At 45.6% G+C, this 15805-nt stretch carries 14 protein-coding genes; 10 read left to right on the forward strand and 4 right to left on the reverse strand.

Features of this window, described 5'->3' with window-relative positions; translation table 11 throughout:
* The first annotated feature begins 52 nt into the window (after positions 1-52).
* Positions 53-1807 (forward strand): glycerophosphodiester phosphodiesterase, encoded by a 1755-nt coding sequence (locus RP262_RS07910; protein WP_311154787.1) that lies wholly within the window; start codon positions 53-55, stop codon positions 1805-1807.
* A gap of 116 nt (positions 1808-1923) precedes the next feature.
* On the opposite strand, the gene RP262_RS07915 is transcribed toward RP262_RS07910, so the two are convergent.
* Positions 1924-2223 carry a YbaB/EbfC family nucleoid-associated protein gene (locus tag RP262_RS07915; protein WP_311154788.1) on the reverse strand — a complete coding sequence of 100 codons (300 nt, stop codon included), beginning with the start codon at positions 2221-2223 and terminating at the stop codon, positions 1924-1926.
* 169 nt (positions 2224-2392) lie between these two features.
* Here RP262_RS07915 and RP262_RS07920 point away from each other — a divergent pair, with 169 nt between their 5' ends.
* Positions 2393-2806, forward strand: a complete 414-nt coding sequence (locus RP262_RS07920) for a glycosyltransferase (protein WP_311154789.1) — start codon at positions 2393-2395, stop codon at positions 2804-2806.
* Positions 2807-2844: 38 nt separating this feature from the next.
* Here the strand turns inward: RP262_RS07920 and RP262_RS07925 are convergent, their stop codons facing one another.
* Entirely contained in the window at positions 2845-5133 is a 2289-nt protein-coding gene (locus RP262_RS07925; protein ID WP_311154790.1) for a Xaa-Pro dipeptidyl-peptidase, read from the reverse strand.
* A gap of 104 nt (positions 5134-5237) precedes the next feature.
* On the opposite strand from RP262_RS07925, the gene gla reads away from it, so the two are divergent.
* The 8 genes from gla to fni all read left to right on the forward strand — a co-directional run bounded on the left by gla (position 5238) and on the right by fni (position 13207).
* Complete coding sequence (gla, locus tag RP262_RS07930) at positions 5238-6143, forward strand: aquaglyceroporin Gla (protein ID WP_311154791.1); 906 nt, start codon at positions 5238-5240, stop codon at positions 6141-6143.
* A gap of 63 nt (positions 6144-6206) precedes the next feature.
* A complete protein-coding gene (locus RP262_RS07935) occupies positions 6207-7490 on the forward strand; it encodes a DUF308 domain-containing protein (protein WP_311154792.1) in 1284 nt (427 codons plus the stop codon).
* 95 nt (positions 7491-7585) lie between these two features.
* Positions 7586-8320 (forward strand): CppA family protein, encoded by a 735-nt coding sequence (locus RP262_RS07940; protein WP_247909026.1) that lies wholly within the window; start codon positions 7586-7588, stop codon positions 8318-8320.
* The gene (locus RP262_RS07945; protein ID WP_002901525.1) at positions 8317-9252 is read left to right on the forward strand and encodes a serine hydrolase domain-containing protein; all 936 of its coding nucleotides are present in this window, start codon (positions 8317-8319) and stop codon (positions 9250-9252) included. The genes RP262_RS07940 and RP262_RS07945 overlap by 4 nt, the downstream gene beginning before the upstream one ends.
* Before the next feature lie 150 nt (positions 9253-9402).
* A complete protein-coding gene (mvk, locus tag RP262_RS07950) occupies positions 9403-10281 on the forward strand; it encodes a mevalonate kinase (RefSeq protein WP_311154793.1) in 879 nt (292 codons plus the stop codon).
* Complete coding sequence (gene mvaD / locus RP262_RS07955) at positions 10263-11210, forward strand: diphosphomevalonate decarboxylase (protein WP_002903403.1); 948 nt, start codon at positions 10263-10265, stop codon at positions 11208-11210. The genes mvk and mvaD overlap by 19 nt, the downstream gene beginning before the upstream one ends.
* A complete protein-coding gene (locus tag RP262_RS07960; protein ID WP_002903402.1) occupies positions 11200-12219 on the forward strand; it encodes a phosphomevalonate kinase in 1020 nt (339 codons plus the stop codon). The genes mvaD and RP262_RS07960 overlap by 11 nt, the downstream gene beginning before the upstream one ends.
* Positions 12200-13207, forward strand: coding sequence for a type 2 isopentenyl-diphosphate Delta-isomerase (gene fni / locus RP262_RS07965; RefSeq protein WP_002903399.1), 1008 nt, complete (start codon positions 12200-12202; stop codon positions 13205-13207). Before RP262_RS07960 ends, fni begins: the two co-directional genes overlap by 20 nt.
* A 38-nt stretch (positions 13208-13245) precedes the next feature.
* Here fni and RP262_RS07970 read toward each other — a convergent pair whose 3' ends face one another.
* Positions 13246-14520 (reverse strand): hydroxymethylglutaryl-CoA reductase, degradative, encoded by a 1275-nt coding sequence (locus tag RP262_RS07970; RefSeq protein ID WP_268682823.1) that lies wholly within the window; start codon positions 14518-14520, stop codon positions 13246-13248.
* The gene (locus tag RP262_RS07975; RefSeq protein ID WP_268682824.1) at positions 14517-15695 is read right to left on the reverse strand and encodes a hydroxymethylglutaryl-CoA synthase; all 1179 of its coding nucleotides are present in this window, start codon (positions 15693-15695) and stop codon (positions 14517-14519) included. Before RP262_RS07975 ends, RP262_RS07970 begins: the two co-directional genes overlap by 4 nt.
* Positions 15696-15805 lie beyond the last annotated feature (110 nt).

Below are 15805 nucleotides of genomic sequence, written 5' to 3' on the forward strand. Positions count from 1 at the left end.
TAAGAATCGCTTTTTAGCAAGTTTTGTATTGTTCACAACATAAAGGAAGAAAATGAAATCACAAAGACTAGGGCTTTTACGTCTCTATCGCAATCTTGATAAAATTCTGTTGCTCTTTTTCACGGTCTTTATGCTCATGGAGCTGGCCTGGGTGCCTTTCAACTCCTTTGCAGCAGAGACTCTGCTCAAGCAGACAGGCTACCTCTTCTTATCTTATACGAATGGCCTGAAGGTTCTGACTTCAAATGTCTGGGTTGGCTTAGCCTTTCTAGCGCTTTTTGCAGCTAATCTCTTTGTCGCTTATTTTCAGATTGGACTGATATTTATGGGTCTCCGCAATCTTCTGGACGAGGAAGAACGAAGCGCCTTTCAGTTCATTAAGAAAAGTTTCAGAGACAGCGGCTCGCTGATTCGCTACGCCCGGCCCAGCAAGGTCCTCTTTATTGCACTGTATATGGGCTTTATCTTTCCCTTTCTGCGGCAAATTCTCAAAATTTATTACTTGAATAAAATTCTGATTCCAGAATTTATTGTTACCTATCTCAAGACGGCCTTATGGATGAGATTATCAATCTATGCTTTAGGTTTTCTGCTTTTTTTGATAGCGGTTCGCCTGATGTTTGCCCTGCCCAAGCTCTTTTTTGAGCATTTCCGCCTACGAGACGCGATTAGGTATAGTTTGGAGAAGACCAAGGGGCACTTGATTCGCTATACTTGGCAGCTCTTTTGGATACTGGCTAAGAGCTTTCTCTTCTTTCTTTTAAGCAGCATTCCGATTTTAGTGTTGCAGCAGTATGCGGATGGCCAGTCCAATCAGATAGCCTTGATAGCAGCGGTTGTCAATTACTGCCTCATCAAGCTGGCTTATTACTTCATGGTAGCTTACTTTTTGATTAAGTTTGTGGCTTTTTTGACAGACAGTAAGCTGTCTGAATACCGCTACAGAAAAGGCCTGCCTCTCATGCGCTGGTTTATCCTTTTGGTCACTAGCTCTGTCTTTGCCCTTGAAGGCTTTGTCTATCTCAATCTGCCCTTGGAAAACGTCCCTCTGACCATCTCTCACCGCGGAGTTTCGCAGGGAAATGGTGTTCAGAATACGGTTGAGTCGCTAGAGAAAACAGCCTTGCTTAAGCCAGACTATATCGAAATGGATGTACAGGAGACCAAGGACGGCCAGTTTGTCATGATGCACGATGCCAATCTAGAAGCCTTGGCCGGCGTCGATGCCAGACCGCAAGAGCTGACTCTGCAAGAGCTGACGGCTTTAGATATTTCAGAAAATGGACACACTGCCAAAATTTCCAGCTTTGATGCTTATCTCAAACGAGCCAATCAAATGGGCCAGCGACTCTTGATAGAAATCAAGACCAGCAGCTTGGACTCAGACGATATGATGGAGCATTTCCTGAGCCAATACGGAGCCAATATCAAGGTTTATGGCCATCAGATTCAGTCTTTGGACTATCAGGTTATTGACAAGACAGTCCAGTATGATGAGAGCATACCGACCTTCTTTATCCTGCCCTACAATACTATTTTTCCACGGACACAGGCTTCTGGCTATACGATGGAGTACTCAACCCTCGATGAAAACTTTGTCGATAAGCTATGGACGACAGATAAGCAGCTCTATGACTGGACCATCAATGATGCAGACAGCATTGGAAAATCCTTCCGTCTGGGTGTTGATGGGATGATTACCGATGATTTAGAGCTGGTGCAGAGCTCTATCAAGGAGCTGCAAAACAATCCCGACTATGCCCTGCTTTTGATGAGTAAGGCAGCGGATTTGCTTAATTTTGTGTAGTTGACTAGTGAGAAAACGACTATAAATCAAAAAAGACTGAGATTTTTCAGTCTTTTTTGCTGGTTCGAGTATCTCTTGACTTATGTTTAGTCAAGTTGGAAGGTTATTTATCTTGCTTAAAATGGCAATTTGCCTGCGAAAGCGCCCATTTTCTTCTGAGTAGCATCATCAATCTGAGCCAGCGCGTGATTCAGGGCTTGCGCAGTCATCTCTGACAGAGTTTCCAAATCTTCAGGATCCACAACTGCTGGATTGAAGTCAATGCCGACTACCTTTTTATCGCCTGTCAGCTTAGCAACGACTAAGTCTTGAGCTGATTTGCCGGTAAATTCTGTTGCAGCTAGTTCTGTCTGTCCTTTTTCCATTTGTTTTTGAAGCTTTTGTGCTTGCTTCATCATGCTTTGCATGTTCATCATAAGATTTTCTTTCCTTTCTCTCGCAAGGGCTTAGCCCTTGGTAATCTTCACTCTTCAAATTATATCATTTTTTGGAAAAGTGGCAAGAAGAACATTTCTAAGAGGTTTGACAAAAATTTAGCATTTATAGTAGAATGGTCATGAATCTATATATCAAGGAGAAGACAACTTGAAAAATAAGAAGATAAAAGCTTTGCTGTTGATAGTGCTCTCATCCCTCTTCATCCTAATTGGCTGTAGCGGCAGCCCCAAAATTCAGGGAAAATGGAATGTACAGGACGCTAGCGGTGAACAAAAGACCATTGAAATAAAAGACAAGACCATCATTGTCAACGAAGAAGAATATGAGTATACTCAAAATGCAGTTGGTTTTAAGAATGGGGTGAGTTATTATGGCTTGACTCGGAAAGATAATGGCGGAACATTTTCTATCGTCTTTCCTGAGAAAGATAAAAATATTGCTATTATGCTAATTCCTGACTCAGACGATGACTATCTCACAGGCAGTATGCTCTTTGCTATGAACCGCAAGGAAAAGCCGGATTATAAAAAATATGCAGAGGAATATCTCAATCTACGATAAAAGAAAAGGCGCTGAATTTTAGCGCCTTTTAGGTTTTATTAATGTGATGTCATGGTCGGCAAATCCAGACTAGATTGCTCCAAATCTACCGTCAGCTGATAGTCAGTCTTATCACGAACGGTATGCTCAAAGTCTGTAGTGTAGAGGACGAGGCGCAGTTGGTCGCCTTTTTTCATCTTATAGATGGTTGGTTGCAGTTCAAAGGAAAATTCCAGCCATTGGTCAGGAGTGACTTCTTCGACAGTCAGTAGGTTGGTCCGGTTTTGCAGGTTGATGAAGCCTTTGGTGATGACGCGATGAGGCGTTTCAGTATGGGGAAGTTCAACCAGATTGTCCAGCATATAGTAGCGGCCGTTATCCATGACTCTAGGCTCAATAGGATTAGGAATCGGTGTGAGGCGTTTAGCTGGTCCGAAGTCCAGTAATTGAGCAGAAATCAGTCCTTTATCAGTGCTGGATTTGAGGCGAAGATTGAGCTGGCTCGCTCCGTTGAGAAAGAGGTCCTTTTCCAAGGTCCAGTCCAGAGTAATCTGATTGACCTTACCTTTAAAAAGCTCAGTCTTGAAGCTTTGGTAATTTTTAGCAAAGCGATTATAGTCTTCTTCTGAATATTGATTTTGGATAGATTTGCAGTTTTGGCCTAGTTGGAGCTGAAGCTTCTGCTCTTGTCCGCCGAAGTCTTCCAAGGTCAGCCAGCTTTGAGCCTGGCTGTTGTCCTGCCAGATGACTGCTGGAAGTTCAAAGTCTGATTCATACCCCAGCAGTTTCTTGCTCAGCAGAGCATTGATAGACTCACGGAAGTCGATGGACTGCCAATTGTTTATGTAAACATGGGCACCGTTATGGAAGAAGAGATGTTTTTTGATGTGGTGCGGTAAGGCTCGAAACATATTATAGACATGGAGGGGCTTGACATTCCAGTCTTGAGAGCCATGGGTGAAGACGACTTCGGCCTTGACCTTATATGCGTGGAGCAGGTAGTTGCGGTCATGCCAAAATTGGTTGTAATCTCCGGTTTGCCGGTCTAGTTCTTTGCGCTGTTGCTCTAGGCTTTGCTGATAAGCATCATTATGACGCAGGTAGTCACCAGCCCTCAGGTTGCGGGAGTAGGTCAGTTCGGTCAGGGATTCAAAATCCTCTCCTGGATAGCCGCCAGGACTAGTGACAAGGCCGTTTTCGCGGTAGTAGTTGTACCAAGAAGAAATCCCAGCTTCAGCGATGATGACTTCCAGACCATCTACACCGGTTGTTGCCAGTCCGTTGGACATGGTGCCCAGATAGGAGATACCGGTCGTAGCTACTTTTCCGTTGGACCAACTAGCCTTGATTTCCCGTTGGCGGGTGTGGTCGGTGAAGGCTCGGCAGCGGCCGTTGAGCCAGTCAATAACGTTTTTATAAGCCTCAATCTGCTGATAGTCACCGCTGGTCATCAGCCCTTCAGAATCTTTGGTTCCTACACCAGACACATAGAGATTGGCAAAGCCGCGGGGCAGCAAGTAATCATTGAGCGTGTAGGTACCGATATGGCCTAATTTTTCCTCGGATTCAGAGACTTCTTGGGCAGAATCCGGCGAATCAAGCTGGAGCAATTTGAGCTCAGGATCTTGTACTGTGATTTGATGAGGCTCTTTTTTTACTAAGTCCACATTCATATCGTGGAGAGCCTTGTCGCTGGCGGGGTCATTGGTTCCTTGATGATAAGGAGAAGCGGTCATGACAGCAGGGACTTGTCCTTGATAGCGGGGCCGAATAATGCTGACCTTGATGAGATCCGGACGACCGTCTTGATCAGTATCCACGCGTGATTCCACATAAACCACCTCTCGGATAGCATCATGGCTGGAAAAGGTTGCCAGGCTCTTACCGTTGAAGTAGTGGTGGGTATTGTCCTCAGGAATCAAACCCTCGCTGACTAGCTTATCAATCAGCAAATTACCATTTTTTGTTCGAGTGTTGAGCAGCTGGTAGAGGTTTTCCAACAAGTCTCCAAATGTAATGGGAAAGCCTGTTTCTTTGCGAAAGGCCTCAACATCTGTAAAATCAATAAAGGGCGAGAACTCAAGCAGCTGAAAGGCCACAGTGTAAAAGACAGACGCCGTCAGTTCTCTGTCAGACTGGAAAAAGCTCAGCAGGTCTATTTGGCTGTCAGCAGCCAAGGATTTCAAGGGATAATCTGTATTTTTATAAGTGAAAAAGCTGGTGCGGAGAAAATCTTCAAGATTTTCCTTATCAGAGCGATTGCTGTCATAAAAAAAGCCTAATTCCGCTAATTCTGTCAACATATTTTCCCGTTTCGTTCTTGCATAACTATACTGATTAAAACGCATATTCTTCCCTCTTTTTCTTATTTTTATTAAAAATGACCTTTACATTATCCATTATACTTGATAAAATAGACTTTGTCTAAAAAATATTTAAGGAGTATCACTAAATGGATTTCGAATGGGTCGTTAAATACGCCACAGAATTTTTAGGAACAGCTATCCTCATTGTCTTGGGGAACGGAGCTGTTGCCAACGTTGAATTAAAAGGAACTAAGGGACACCAGAGCGGTTGGTTAGTCATCGCTGTCGGATACGGTATGGGGGTTATGATTCCAGCTTTGATGTTTGGTAATGTGTCTGGCAACCATATCAACCCTGCCTTTACTTTGGGACTTGCTGTCAGCGGTTATTTCCGTTGGGAACAGGTTGCACCATACATTGCAGCGCAGATTTTGGGAGCTATCTTCGGACAGGCCTTGGTCGTTGCGACCCACCGTCCTTACTATCTGAAAACAGAAAATCCTAACAATATCTTAGGTACTTTCTCTACTATCTCTAGTCTAGACCATGGCACGCCTGAATCACGTAAAGCAGCCTTGTTCAATGGTTTTATCAATGAATTTGTTGGTTCTTTTGTTCTTTTCTTTGCTGCTATGGGTTTGACCAAGAACTACTTTGGAGCAGAATTGTTGAGCAAAGCTGAAGCAACTATCAATTCGCAAGCTGCTCAGATGGCAGCACAAGGGACTTCAGTTCCTAAAGAACAGATTGCTGCTGCAATATCTCAGGCTAAAGACCAAGTTGCACCATTCCAAGTTGGTAGCCTTTCAGTCGCTCACTTGGCACTTGGTTTCTTGGTAATGGCTTTGGTAACCTCTCTGGGAGGCCCTACTGGACCTGGGCTGAACCCAGCTCGTGACCTTGGACCTCGTATCCTCCACTTCATCCTGCCAGAATCTGTTTTGGGCAAACACAAGGGTGATTCAAAATGGTGGTATTCTTGGGTTCCAGTTGTGGCACCGATTCTTGCAGGTATCACAGCAGTCCTCTTGTTTAAAACAATCTACGGATAAGCACATAAGATCAGAGTTGGGGGATTTCCCCAGCTCTTTTTTCGAACGATAGAGAAGGTAAAGATGGAGATGCAAGTATCAAAATATCATAAGATCAGTGGCCGCAGAACCTTACTCTTTGGCTTTTTAGCCCTTGTTTTTGGCCTGATTATCATTGTCAATGGCTTCAGATTTACCAAGCTGGCCTTCGATTTTATTTCGTTTTATCTGACGGTTGTTGGCTTGGTAAATATTGTTCTTCATGTTTTTACGCGCAAGAAAGAAGGGGCTGTCTGGCATAGTCTGCTTCAGATTGCAGTCGCTATGGGTATCAGCTGGCTCAACCGAATCAGTGATGTGCCTGTCAATATTGTGATTATCAGTTTGGGTAGCTACCAGCTCTTGACTGCCGGTATTTACGGAGTGACCTATCTCCTTTATCGGCAAAATCATGTCAAGGGCGGCTTGCGCTATCTATTTGATACCGTTCTCTATGGTGGGATTGGGCTGACCAGTATTCTTTCGCCTGCGACTGACGGACACTTGCAGTTTTTGATTTTGGGAATCTATTTGATGATGCTGGGAATGTCCAATATCCGGGATGGCCTCTTTTTTGATAATGACCGTGAAAAACATCGGCTGCGTAGGCAAATTCGTATTAACCTCCCTATTATTTTTGCAGCCTTTATTCCGGTAGAAAATCTGGAACACTTTAATCGACTGATTCAGGGAGATACTGCTTCTGATCGTAAAAATGTTTATAGTCTTGTTAAGAATAGAGAGAAAAAGGCGGACTTGGAGGTCTTGGTCCATACTTCAAAGACAAGTTTATTAGGGGGCATTGGTCATGTAGATATTTGTTATCAGGGACAAGTGATTTCTTATGGCAGCTATGATGTTTTTTCTGAGCGATGCAAGGGCATGATTGGAGACGGTGTTCTCTTCAAGGTTCCTAAAGACGCTTATATTGAGCTTTGCAAAAAAGAAAGCAAGAAAACACTCTTTGGTTATTCTTTGGCTTTGACGGATAAGGAGAAGGAGGCGGTTGAGAAGCGCCTGGCTGAAATTGATCAGCTGTTGGTAGAATGGGAGCCGCCAGCGGAACTGAAAAATGGCCAGCCAACATACTCCTACAAGTTGAAGCATGAACTAGGAGCGCAGCTATATAAGTTTAAAACCAGTCGTTTCAAGACTTATTTTGTCCTGTCGACCAACTGTTGCCTGCTAGCAGATTCGATTATTGGGCAGGCTGGGACAGATATTCTGGATATTCGTGGTATTATCGCGCCTGGTACCTACCAGTCCTATCTGCAGTACGAGTTTGAGTCCGCTAGAGGTTTGGTCATTGCTCAGACCGTTTACCAATAAATCCAAGTCCTTCTTGTTTTAAAAATTGTTTATTTGCGCATAATTTCTTGTCAAAAAGATGAAAATCCATTACAATAAAATGGTTTGGAGGAATTATGAGCGCGAATCATATTATTAGAATTATCCCTGTATTAAAGATAAATAATCGTCATTTAAATCAAGAATTTTTTGTAAATCAGCTGGGCATGAAGGCCCTTTTAGAGGAAGCTGCTTTTCTGTCTTTAGGAGATCAGACTAAGACAGAGAAACTGCAGCTGGAAGAATCACCCAGTATGCGGTCGCGGCGAGTCAAAGGTCCTAAAAAATTAGCCAGAATCGTTGTCAAGGTTGCAGATGCTAAAGAAATCGAGTCTCTATTGGCCCAAAAGCCTGCTTGGACTAAGCTGTATCAAGGAGAGAAAGGCTATGCTTTTGAAGCTCTGTCACCAGAGGGTGACCTAGTTCTCCTGCATGCAGAAGAGAATAGAACAAATCTTCAAGAAGTGGCGGAGGCGCCTGAATTTGAAAAGCAAGAGGACTTCATCGGTCTTAGTCAATTTGAGATAGAGACAGTAGAAATTCGTGTGCCTGATGCCAATGCAGCCCAAGAATTTTATAGCAAGATTGAAAATGCGCTGGACTTTCTGACCTTTATAGAAGCAGAGGGTCAAGACTTGAAGGCAGACAATGCCCTAACTTGGGACTTGACTATGCTCAAAGCTCAAGTCAATCGTTTAGAAACCGCTGCGCTGCGTCCTATCTTTGAAGGACACGAGGTCTTTGTACCCAAGTCAGATAAGTTCCTGCTGAGTCAGGATTTTAGTAAGATTGAATTGTGGTTTGAAGCATGACTCTAGAAAAAATCACCAATAAAATCAAAGAACAGCTAAAAGACGGTATCTATCCCGGTGCTAGTCTGGCCTTGTATCAAGCTGGCCAGTGGCAGGAATTCTACTTTGGTTTAGCTGATCCGCAAGAAAAAAAGGCCACTCAAGCAGGTTTGGTCTATGACTTGGCTAGCGTCAGCAAGGTGGTCGGAGTTGGTACTCTGGCAGCCTTTTTGTATGAGCAAGGCAAGCTGGAGCTGGATTTACCCTTGCAACACTATTATCCGGCCTTCCATCAAGAAGATGTGACCTTGCGTCAGCTCTTGACCCACACATCTGGGCTGGATCCCTTTATTCCCAATCGTGACCAGCTGACAGCTCCTGAGTTGAAATCAGCGCTCAATCATTTGACCGTGCTTGAAGATAAGACCTTCCGCTATACGGATGTGAATTTTCTGCTCTTGGGCTTTATGTTGGAAGAGATCTACGGTCAGTCCTTGGATCAGATTTTTCAAAGTCAGATTTTCCAGCCTTGGGGTTTGACTGAGACAGGTTTTGGGCCAGTTCCAGTAGCTGTGCCGACCGTTCGCGGTGTCCAGGATGGTCAGGTTCATGATCCCAAGGCGCGTGTTCTAGGCATCCATGCTGGCAGTGCTGGCTTATTTTCAACTCTCAAGGATTTGGAAATATTTCTGGAGCATTATCTGCAGGATGACTTTGCGGCCAATCTGACCCAGAATTTTTCCAAAGAGCCTGGCAAAAGACGCAGTCTAGCTTGGAATCTAGAAAGCGGCTGGCTGGACCATACTGGCTACACGGGAATCTTTATCATGTATAATCGCAAGGAGCAAAAGGCGGCTATTTTCCTATCCAACCGGACCTATGAAAAAGACGAGCGGGCTCAGTGGATCTTGGATCGTAACCAGCTGATGGACCTGATAAGAATAGAACTTTAAAAGACTCCGGCTGCAAGCCCCGGGGTTTTATCATGTCTGCCTATATAAATATCGGTCTCTAGCCCCAGTGATTTTCTCTTAATAAAAATCGCTTTTTTTGCCAAAGTATATTAAAATAAGATAGAGAGAATCTACAAACAAGAGAAGAATATGACAAAAGAAATCGGTGTCGGCAAGGCACATAGTAAAATTATTTTAATGGGAGAGCATTCGGTGGTCTATGGCTATCCGGCCATTTCCCTGCCTCTTAATCGTATTGAAGTGACCTGTCGGGTCTTTCCGTCTGAGCGGGCCTGGACCCTCTACGCTGAGGATACACTGTCCATGGCTGTTTTTGCCTGTCTAGAACATCTAGGCCGGCAGGGAGCTAAGATTCGCTGTCAGGTGGAGTCCATGGTCCCTGAGAAGAGGGGGATGGGGTCTTCAGCCGCAGTCAGTATTGCGGCTATTCGGGCGGTCTTTGACTACTTTGAGGAAGAGCTGGATGACCAAACACTGGAGATTCTAGCCAATCGGGCAGAGATGATTGCCCATATGAATCCCAGCGGCCTTGATGCCAAGACCTGCCTTAGCGATGTAGCTATTAAGTTTATCCGCAATTTCGGTTTCAGTGAAATAGAGCTGGATCTGGATGCCTTTTTAGTGATTGCAGATACGGGCATTCACGGTCATACCCGCGAAGCTATCCGTGCTGTAGAAAGTCAGGGTCAAAAAGCTCTGCCTTTGCTGCAGGAATTGGGGAATTTAACGAAAATCCTTGAGAAGGCTATTTCTATCAAGGACCTGATGACGATGGGACAAGCTATGACCAAGGCTCATGAGAAGCTAGCCAAGTTAGGAGTGTCTTGCCAGAAAGCGGATGAGCTAGTATCGGCAGCTCTTGAAAACGGAGCTTTGGGAGCTAAAATGAGCGGCGGCGGTCTGGGCGGCTGTGTCATTGCTCTTGTAGGAGAAAGAAATCAGGCGGAGGCCTTAGCCGCCTTATTGAGAGAGAAAGGGGCCATTAACACATGGATCGAAAGTCTGTAAGTGTCAAATCCTATGCCAATATTGCAATTGTCAAATATTGGGGGAAGAAAGATGCAGAAAAGATGATTCCGTCTACCAGCAGTATCTCGCTGACACTGGAAAATATGTATACTGAGACGCAGCTGAGTCCTTTGCCGGATACAGCGACTGAAGATGAGTTTTATATTGACGGTCAGCTGCAAAGCCCAGCAGAACATGCCAAAATCAGTAAGATTATTGACCGTTTCCGCTCTCCAGAAGATGGTTTTGTCCGTGTTGATACCAGCAATAATATGCCAACAGCAGCTGGTCTATCCTCCAGCTCCAGCGGCCTATCTGCCCTAGTCAAAGCCTGCAATGCTTATTTTCAGACGGGCTATCAGACGCAAGAGCTGGCTCAGCTAGCCAAGTTTGCTTCAGGGTCATCAGCTCGGTCTTTCTTTGGTCCGCTAGCGGCCTGGGATAAGGACAGTGGGGCCATTTATCCAGTCAAGACGGATTTGAAACTAGCCATGATTATGCTGGTTTTGCACGATGAGAAAAAGCCCATTTCCAGCCGCGACGGTATGGAGCTCTGTGCTAAAACTTCCACGATTTTCCCAGATTGGATTGCCCAGTCTGCCTTGGATTATCAGGCCATGCTAGGCTATTTGCAGGACAATGATTTCACCAAGGTGGGTCAGCTGACGGAAGAAAATGCTCTTCGAATGCATGCTACAACAGAAAAAGCTTATCCGCCGTTTTCTTATCTGACAGAGGAGTCTTACCAGGCTATGGATGCTGTCAGAAAGCTACGGGAGCAGGGCGAGCGTTGCTACTTTACCATGGACGCGGGGCCCAATGTCAAGGTGCTCTGCTTGGAGGAAGACCTAGACCATCTGGTGGCTATTTTTGAGAAGGACTACCGGCTTATCGTCTCCAAAACAAAGGACTTGTCAGATGAAGACTAGTGCAAGAGTCCAAACCTGCGGCAAGCTCTATCTGGCGGGTGAATATGCCGTGCTGGCGGCAGGTCAGCCGGCCATTATCAAGGCCATTCCTATCTATATGACGGCGGAAATCCAGGCAGCCTCCGCCTATCGCTTGACATCAGATATGTTTGAACACAGCGCTAACCTAGAGTCAGACCCTGATTATGCCTTGATTCAGGAGACGGTAGGGGCTATGAACACTTATCTGCTAGCCTTAGACTACCAACTTCAGCCCTTTTCTCTAAAGATTAGTGGCAAAATGGAAAGGGACGGTAAGAAGTTCGGGATTGGCTCCAGCGGTAGTGTGGTTATTCTGACTCTCAAGGCCATGGCGGCGCTTTATGAGCTGGACTTGGAGCCAGAGTTACTCTTTAAGCTGGCTTCCTACGTCCTCCTAAAGCGAGGGGACAATGGCTCCATGGGAGATCTAGCCTGCATTGCTTATGAAGACCTGATTTACTACCGGTCTTTTGATAGAGAACTGATCCGTAAGCGTATGGACAAAGTTGATTTGCTACAGCTGTTAGCAGAGGATTGGGGTTTTGAAATTCGCAGCATTAAGCCTCGCTTAGCCATGGATTTTCTAGTTGGCTGGACCAAGCAGCCGGCTATCTCTAAGGACTTGGTCAATCAGGTCAAGTCAGCTATTTCAGAGTCCTTTTTGACAGGAAGCAGGACGCAGGTTGATGCTTTGGAGAGAGCTTTATTAGCAAGAGAGAAGCTTGCTATTCAGTCCAGTTTGGAAAAGGCTAGCCAGCTCTTAGAAAGGCTCAGCCCAGCTATTTATACAGACAGGTTGAAAGTCTTAAAAGAAGCGGCAGAGGGTCTGAACTGTGTGGCTAAGAGCAGTGGTGCCGGCGGTGGCGACTGTGGGATTGCTCTCAGCTTTGATGTCACATCTAGCAAGCAACTGATTCAAGCCTGGCAAGCAGCTGGCATTGAGCTATTATACAGAGAAAGGATGGGCCATGATGAGCCAGAATCGTAAGGATGACCATATCAAATACGCCTTAGAGCAGCGTCTGGGTTACAACAGTTTTGATGAAATGGAGCTGATTCACCGTTCTCTGCCCAAGTACGATTTGGCAGAGATTGACCTATCTACTCACTTTGCTGGCCGTGATTGGGCGTTTCCCTTTTACATCAATGCCATGACTGGCGGCAGCCAAAAAGGCGGTCAAATCAATGAAAAGCTGGCTCAAGTAGCTGAAAGTTGTGGCCTTCTTTTTGTAACTGGCTCTTACAGCGCAGCCTTGAAAAATCCTTCTGATCCTTCCTATCGGGTGGCGGCTGGTCTGCCTAATTTATTACTGGCTACCAATATCGGCTTGGACAAGCCTTATCAAGCCGCCCAGCAAGCAGTAGCTGATTTACAGCCCCTCTTTTTGCAGGTCCATGTCAATCTCATGCAGGAATTGCTAATGCCAGAGGGCGAGCGGGAGTTTCGTTCTTGGCGCCAGTACTTGGCAGATTATAGTCAGCGATTAGAAGTCCCTCTAATTCTTAAAGAAGTTGGCTTTGGCATGGATCGCTCTACTGTCGAAGAAGCGCGCTTCTTTGGAATTCAGACTTTTGATATTTCCGGCCGGGGTGGCACTAGCTTTGCCTATATTGAAAATCAGCGGGGTGGCAATCGTGACTACCTTAATGATTGGGGTCAATCTACTCTGCAAAGTCTGCTAGCTCTTCAGCCACTTCGTGATGAGGTCGAACTCTTGGCTAGTGGAGGTGTCCGCCATCCTTTAGACATAATCAAAGCTCTGGTCTTAGGAGCCAAGTCGGTTGGCCTTTCTCGCGCCATGTTGGACTTGGTGGAAAATCACTCAGTGGAAGAGGTTATTGATATTGTAGAAGGCTGGAAATCGGATTTGCGGCTTATCATGTGCGCCCTATCTTGCCGAAACTTGCAAGAATTAAAGAGTGTACCTTATCTACTCTACGGTCGGCTAAAAGAAGCTCAGGAACAGATTCAATAAATAGCATAAAGACATAAAAAAAGGCCATTAAGGCCTTTTTACTTGTCCTGTTTTCGTAAATCAGCTAGAATTTCCTGAGCAGTAGCGAGGTTGAAAGTCTTCATGGCTGTTAAGCGATTGGCTACAGCAGCAATTTCTTCACCCTGGGCTCCAGCTTGTAATGCTAAAGATTTGGCTTGCAATTTCATGTGTCCGGCTTGGATACCAGTGCTGACCAGGGCTTTGAGGGCAGCGAAATTTTGTGCCAATCCAACCGATACGATGAGGGATGCCAAGTCCCTGGCCTGAGGCTGCCCTAGCAAGTCAAAGCTGGCTGTCACTGTGGGATTGAGGCCGATGGAGCCCCCCTTAGTTGCAATGGGCATGGGCAGGGTCATCTGACCGTGAAGCTGGCGTTTGTCTGGGTCTGCCGTCCAAGTAGAGAGGCCGCGGTAGCTTCCTTCTCGGCTGGCATAGGCATGAGCGCCAGCTTCTATAGCCCTCCAGTCATTTCCAGTAGCCAGCACCAAAGCACCAATACCATTAAAGATACCTTTATTGTGGGTAGCTGCCCGGTAAGGGTCGACCTTTGCTAATTTACTGGCTAGTTGCATTTTATCCGCAAGAAGTTCCGCCTCGGCCTTATCCCGACTGAGAAAACGATAGTCGATGACACAGCGGGCTGTTACTAGGCTATCTGTTGCATAGTTTGATAGGATAGCCATCAGACTTTTACCGCCAGTCAGCTCTTCCAGAGAAAGGGTGAGGGCCTCCAGCATGGTGTTGAGCATATTGGCACCCATGGCTTCCTGTGTATCCACAGAAAGATAAAAAATGAGGAAGTCATCCTTTGGCTCCAGCCAGAGATCTCTAGCTCCGCCCCCACGGGCAACAATCGATGGATAAGCTTGGTTGGCCTGTTCCAGTAACTCTTTCTTTTTCTTGAGAATATCTTTAATGGCTCGGTCTTTATCATCAACCTGATAGAGGGCGATCTGCCCAATCATCTGGCGTTTGTGAACCTCGGTTTCAAATCCGCCTGAACGTTTGATAATCTTAGCGGCAAAGCTAGCCGCTGCTACCACAGATGGCTCTTCTGTCACAAATGGAACTTGATAGCTTTTGCCATCCACCAGAAAGTCTGGCACCAGAGAGTAAGGCAGAGCCAGAGTGGCTAGCACATTTTCACTCATCTGGTTGGCCGTTTCCAGAGGCAAAGTCTGCTGACTGTCTAGCAGCTGCCAATGTTCATCTTGTAAAAGTCCCTTTTCTTTCAACATCTGCAGCCGTTCAGCAGGAGTTTTTTTGGAAAATCCAGTCCAGTTTACTTTCATGATGATTTCTCAACTTTGATGTACTTGCGCTGGTGCTCTGCAATTTCTGCCAGAGCAAAGCTTTGGTCTTCATAGCCAGAGAAGCTGGCATTGCCCTCCGCATCCAGCTCAGCTTCTTCAAAAAAGATGCGCTCGTAGTCTGGGATGGAAAGAGCCTGACGTTGGTCTAATTCCTCTAGGCGTGTTTGAGATAGATGCTTTTCATAGCCCTCTACCAAATTGGCACTAAAGATTTCAGATACAGCTCCGCTGCCATAGCCGAAGAGAGCAATTCGATCACCAGCCTTGAGGTTGTCAGAGTTTTCTAAAAGAGACAGAAGACCTAGGAAGAGGGAGCCTGTATAGATATTTCCAACCTTTTGGCTGTAGAGAATAGAGGCTTCAAAGTTCTTTCTAAGCTGATCTTGCTGCTCTTGAGGCAGGCTTTTATCCATGATTTTATTGAGGCCTTTAAGGGCAAGTTTTGGATAGGGCAAGTGGAAGCAGTAGGCCGCAAAATCTTTGAGAGCTAGCTTGTGGCGCTTCTGGTACTCCATCCAAGTTGTCTTTAAGCTATCCAGATATTGCTGGGTTGAATAGAGGCCGTTGACATAAGGGGTTGTCGAGTAATTTGGGCGCCAAAAATCCATGATATCGCGCGTCTGAGCTACATTATCATCATTGAAAGCGAGGATACGAGGATTGCCGCTAATCAGCATAGAAATGGCTCCGGCTCCCTGTGTTGGCTCGCCAGGTGTGTTAATGCCGTACTTGGCAATGTCGCTAGCTAACACCAAAACTTTGCTGTCTGGATGTTTTTCGATATGGAGCTTGGCATAGTCCAGTGCAGCAGTTGCTCCATAGCAGGCTTCCTTGATTTCAAAGCTGCGGGCAAAAGGCTGGATACCCAAAAGGCCGTGGACAAAAACGGCTGCCGCCTTGCTCTGGTCGATCCCTGACTCAGTAGCCACGATGACCATATCAATCTTTTCTTTGTCCTCTGTTGTCAGGATGGGGTCTGCTGCCGCGGCTCCCAAAGTAACAATATCCTCAGTTAGAGGAGCAATGCTTAGTTCCTTGAGCAAGAGTCCCTTGCTAAGCTTTTCTGGGTCAGTCTCACGGGCTGCAGCTAAATCATTTAATTTTAAGACATAATTACTGGTCGCAAAACCGATTTTGTCGATTCCGATTGTCATTATAAGACCTCTTTAAATCCTTTTATTCTAGTATATTCCGAAGACTATTTTACCATACTTAGGAATAAAACTCTTACAAAAACATCTAATCTCAGCTAAATCAGGCTTAA

The organism is uncultured Streptococcus sp. (assembly GCF_963456385.1).
Classification (GTDB): Bacteria; Bacillota; Bacilli; order Lactobacillales; family Streptococcaceae; genus Streptococcus.

Bases quoted from the DNA above. Each gene is read 5' to 3' on its own strand.
- RP262_RS07910 (WP_311154787.1), top strand. From the start codon at position 53: ATGAAATCACAAAGACTAGGGCTTTTACGTCTCTATCGCAATCTTGAT.
- RP262_RS07915 (WP_311154788.1), bottom strand. From the start codon at position 2,223: ATGATGAACATGCAAAGCATGATGAAGCAAGCACAAAAGCTTCAAAAA.
- RP262_RS07925 (WP_311154790.1), bottom strand. From the start codon at position 5,133: ATGCGTTTTAATCAGTATAGTTATGCAAGAACGAAACGGGAAAATATG.
- gla (WP_311154791.1), top strand. From the start codon at position 5,238: ATGGATTTCGAATGGGTCGTTAAATACGCCACAGAATTTTTAGGAACA.
- RP262_RS07935 (WP_311154792.1), top strand. From the start codon at position 6,207: ATGGAGATGCAAGTATCAAAATATCATAAGATCAGTGGCCGCAGAACC.
- RP262_RS07940 (WP_247909026.1), top strand. From the start codon at position 7,586: ATGAGCGCGAATCATATTATTAGAATTATCCCTGTATTAAAGATAAAT.
- RP262_RS07945 (WP_002901525.1), top strand. From the start codon at position 8,317: ATGACTCTAGAAAAAATCACCAATAAAATCAAAGAACAGCTAAAAGAC.
- mvk (WP_311154793.1), top strand. From the start codon at position 9,403: ATGACAAAAGAAATCGGTGTCGGCAAGGCACATAGTAAAATTATTTTA.
- mvaD (WP_002903403.1), top strand. From the start codon at position 10,263: ATGGATCGAAAGTCTGTAAGTGTCAAATCCTATGCCAATATTGCAATT.
- RP262_RS07960 (WP_002903402.1), top strand. From the start codon at position 11,200: ATGAAGACTAGTGCAAGAGTCCAAACCTGCGGCAAGCTCTATCTGGCG.
- fni (WP_002903399.1), top strand. From the start codon at position 12,200: ATGATGAGCCAGAATCGTAAGGATGACCATATCAAATACGCCTTAGAG.
- RP262_RS07970 (WP_268682823.1), bottom strand. From the start codon at position 14,520: ATGAAAGTAAACTGGACTGGATTTTCCAAAAAAACTCCTGCTGAACGG.
- RP262_RS07975 (WP_268682824.1), bottom strand. From the start codon at position 15,695: ATGACAATCGGAATCGACAAAATCGGTTTTGCGACCAGTAATTATGTC.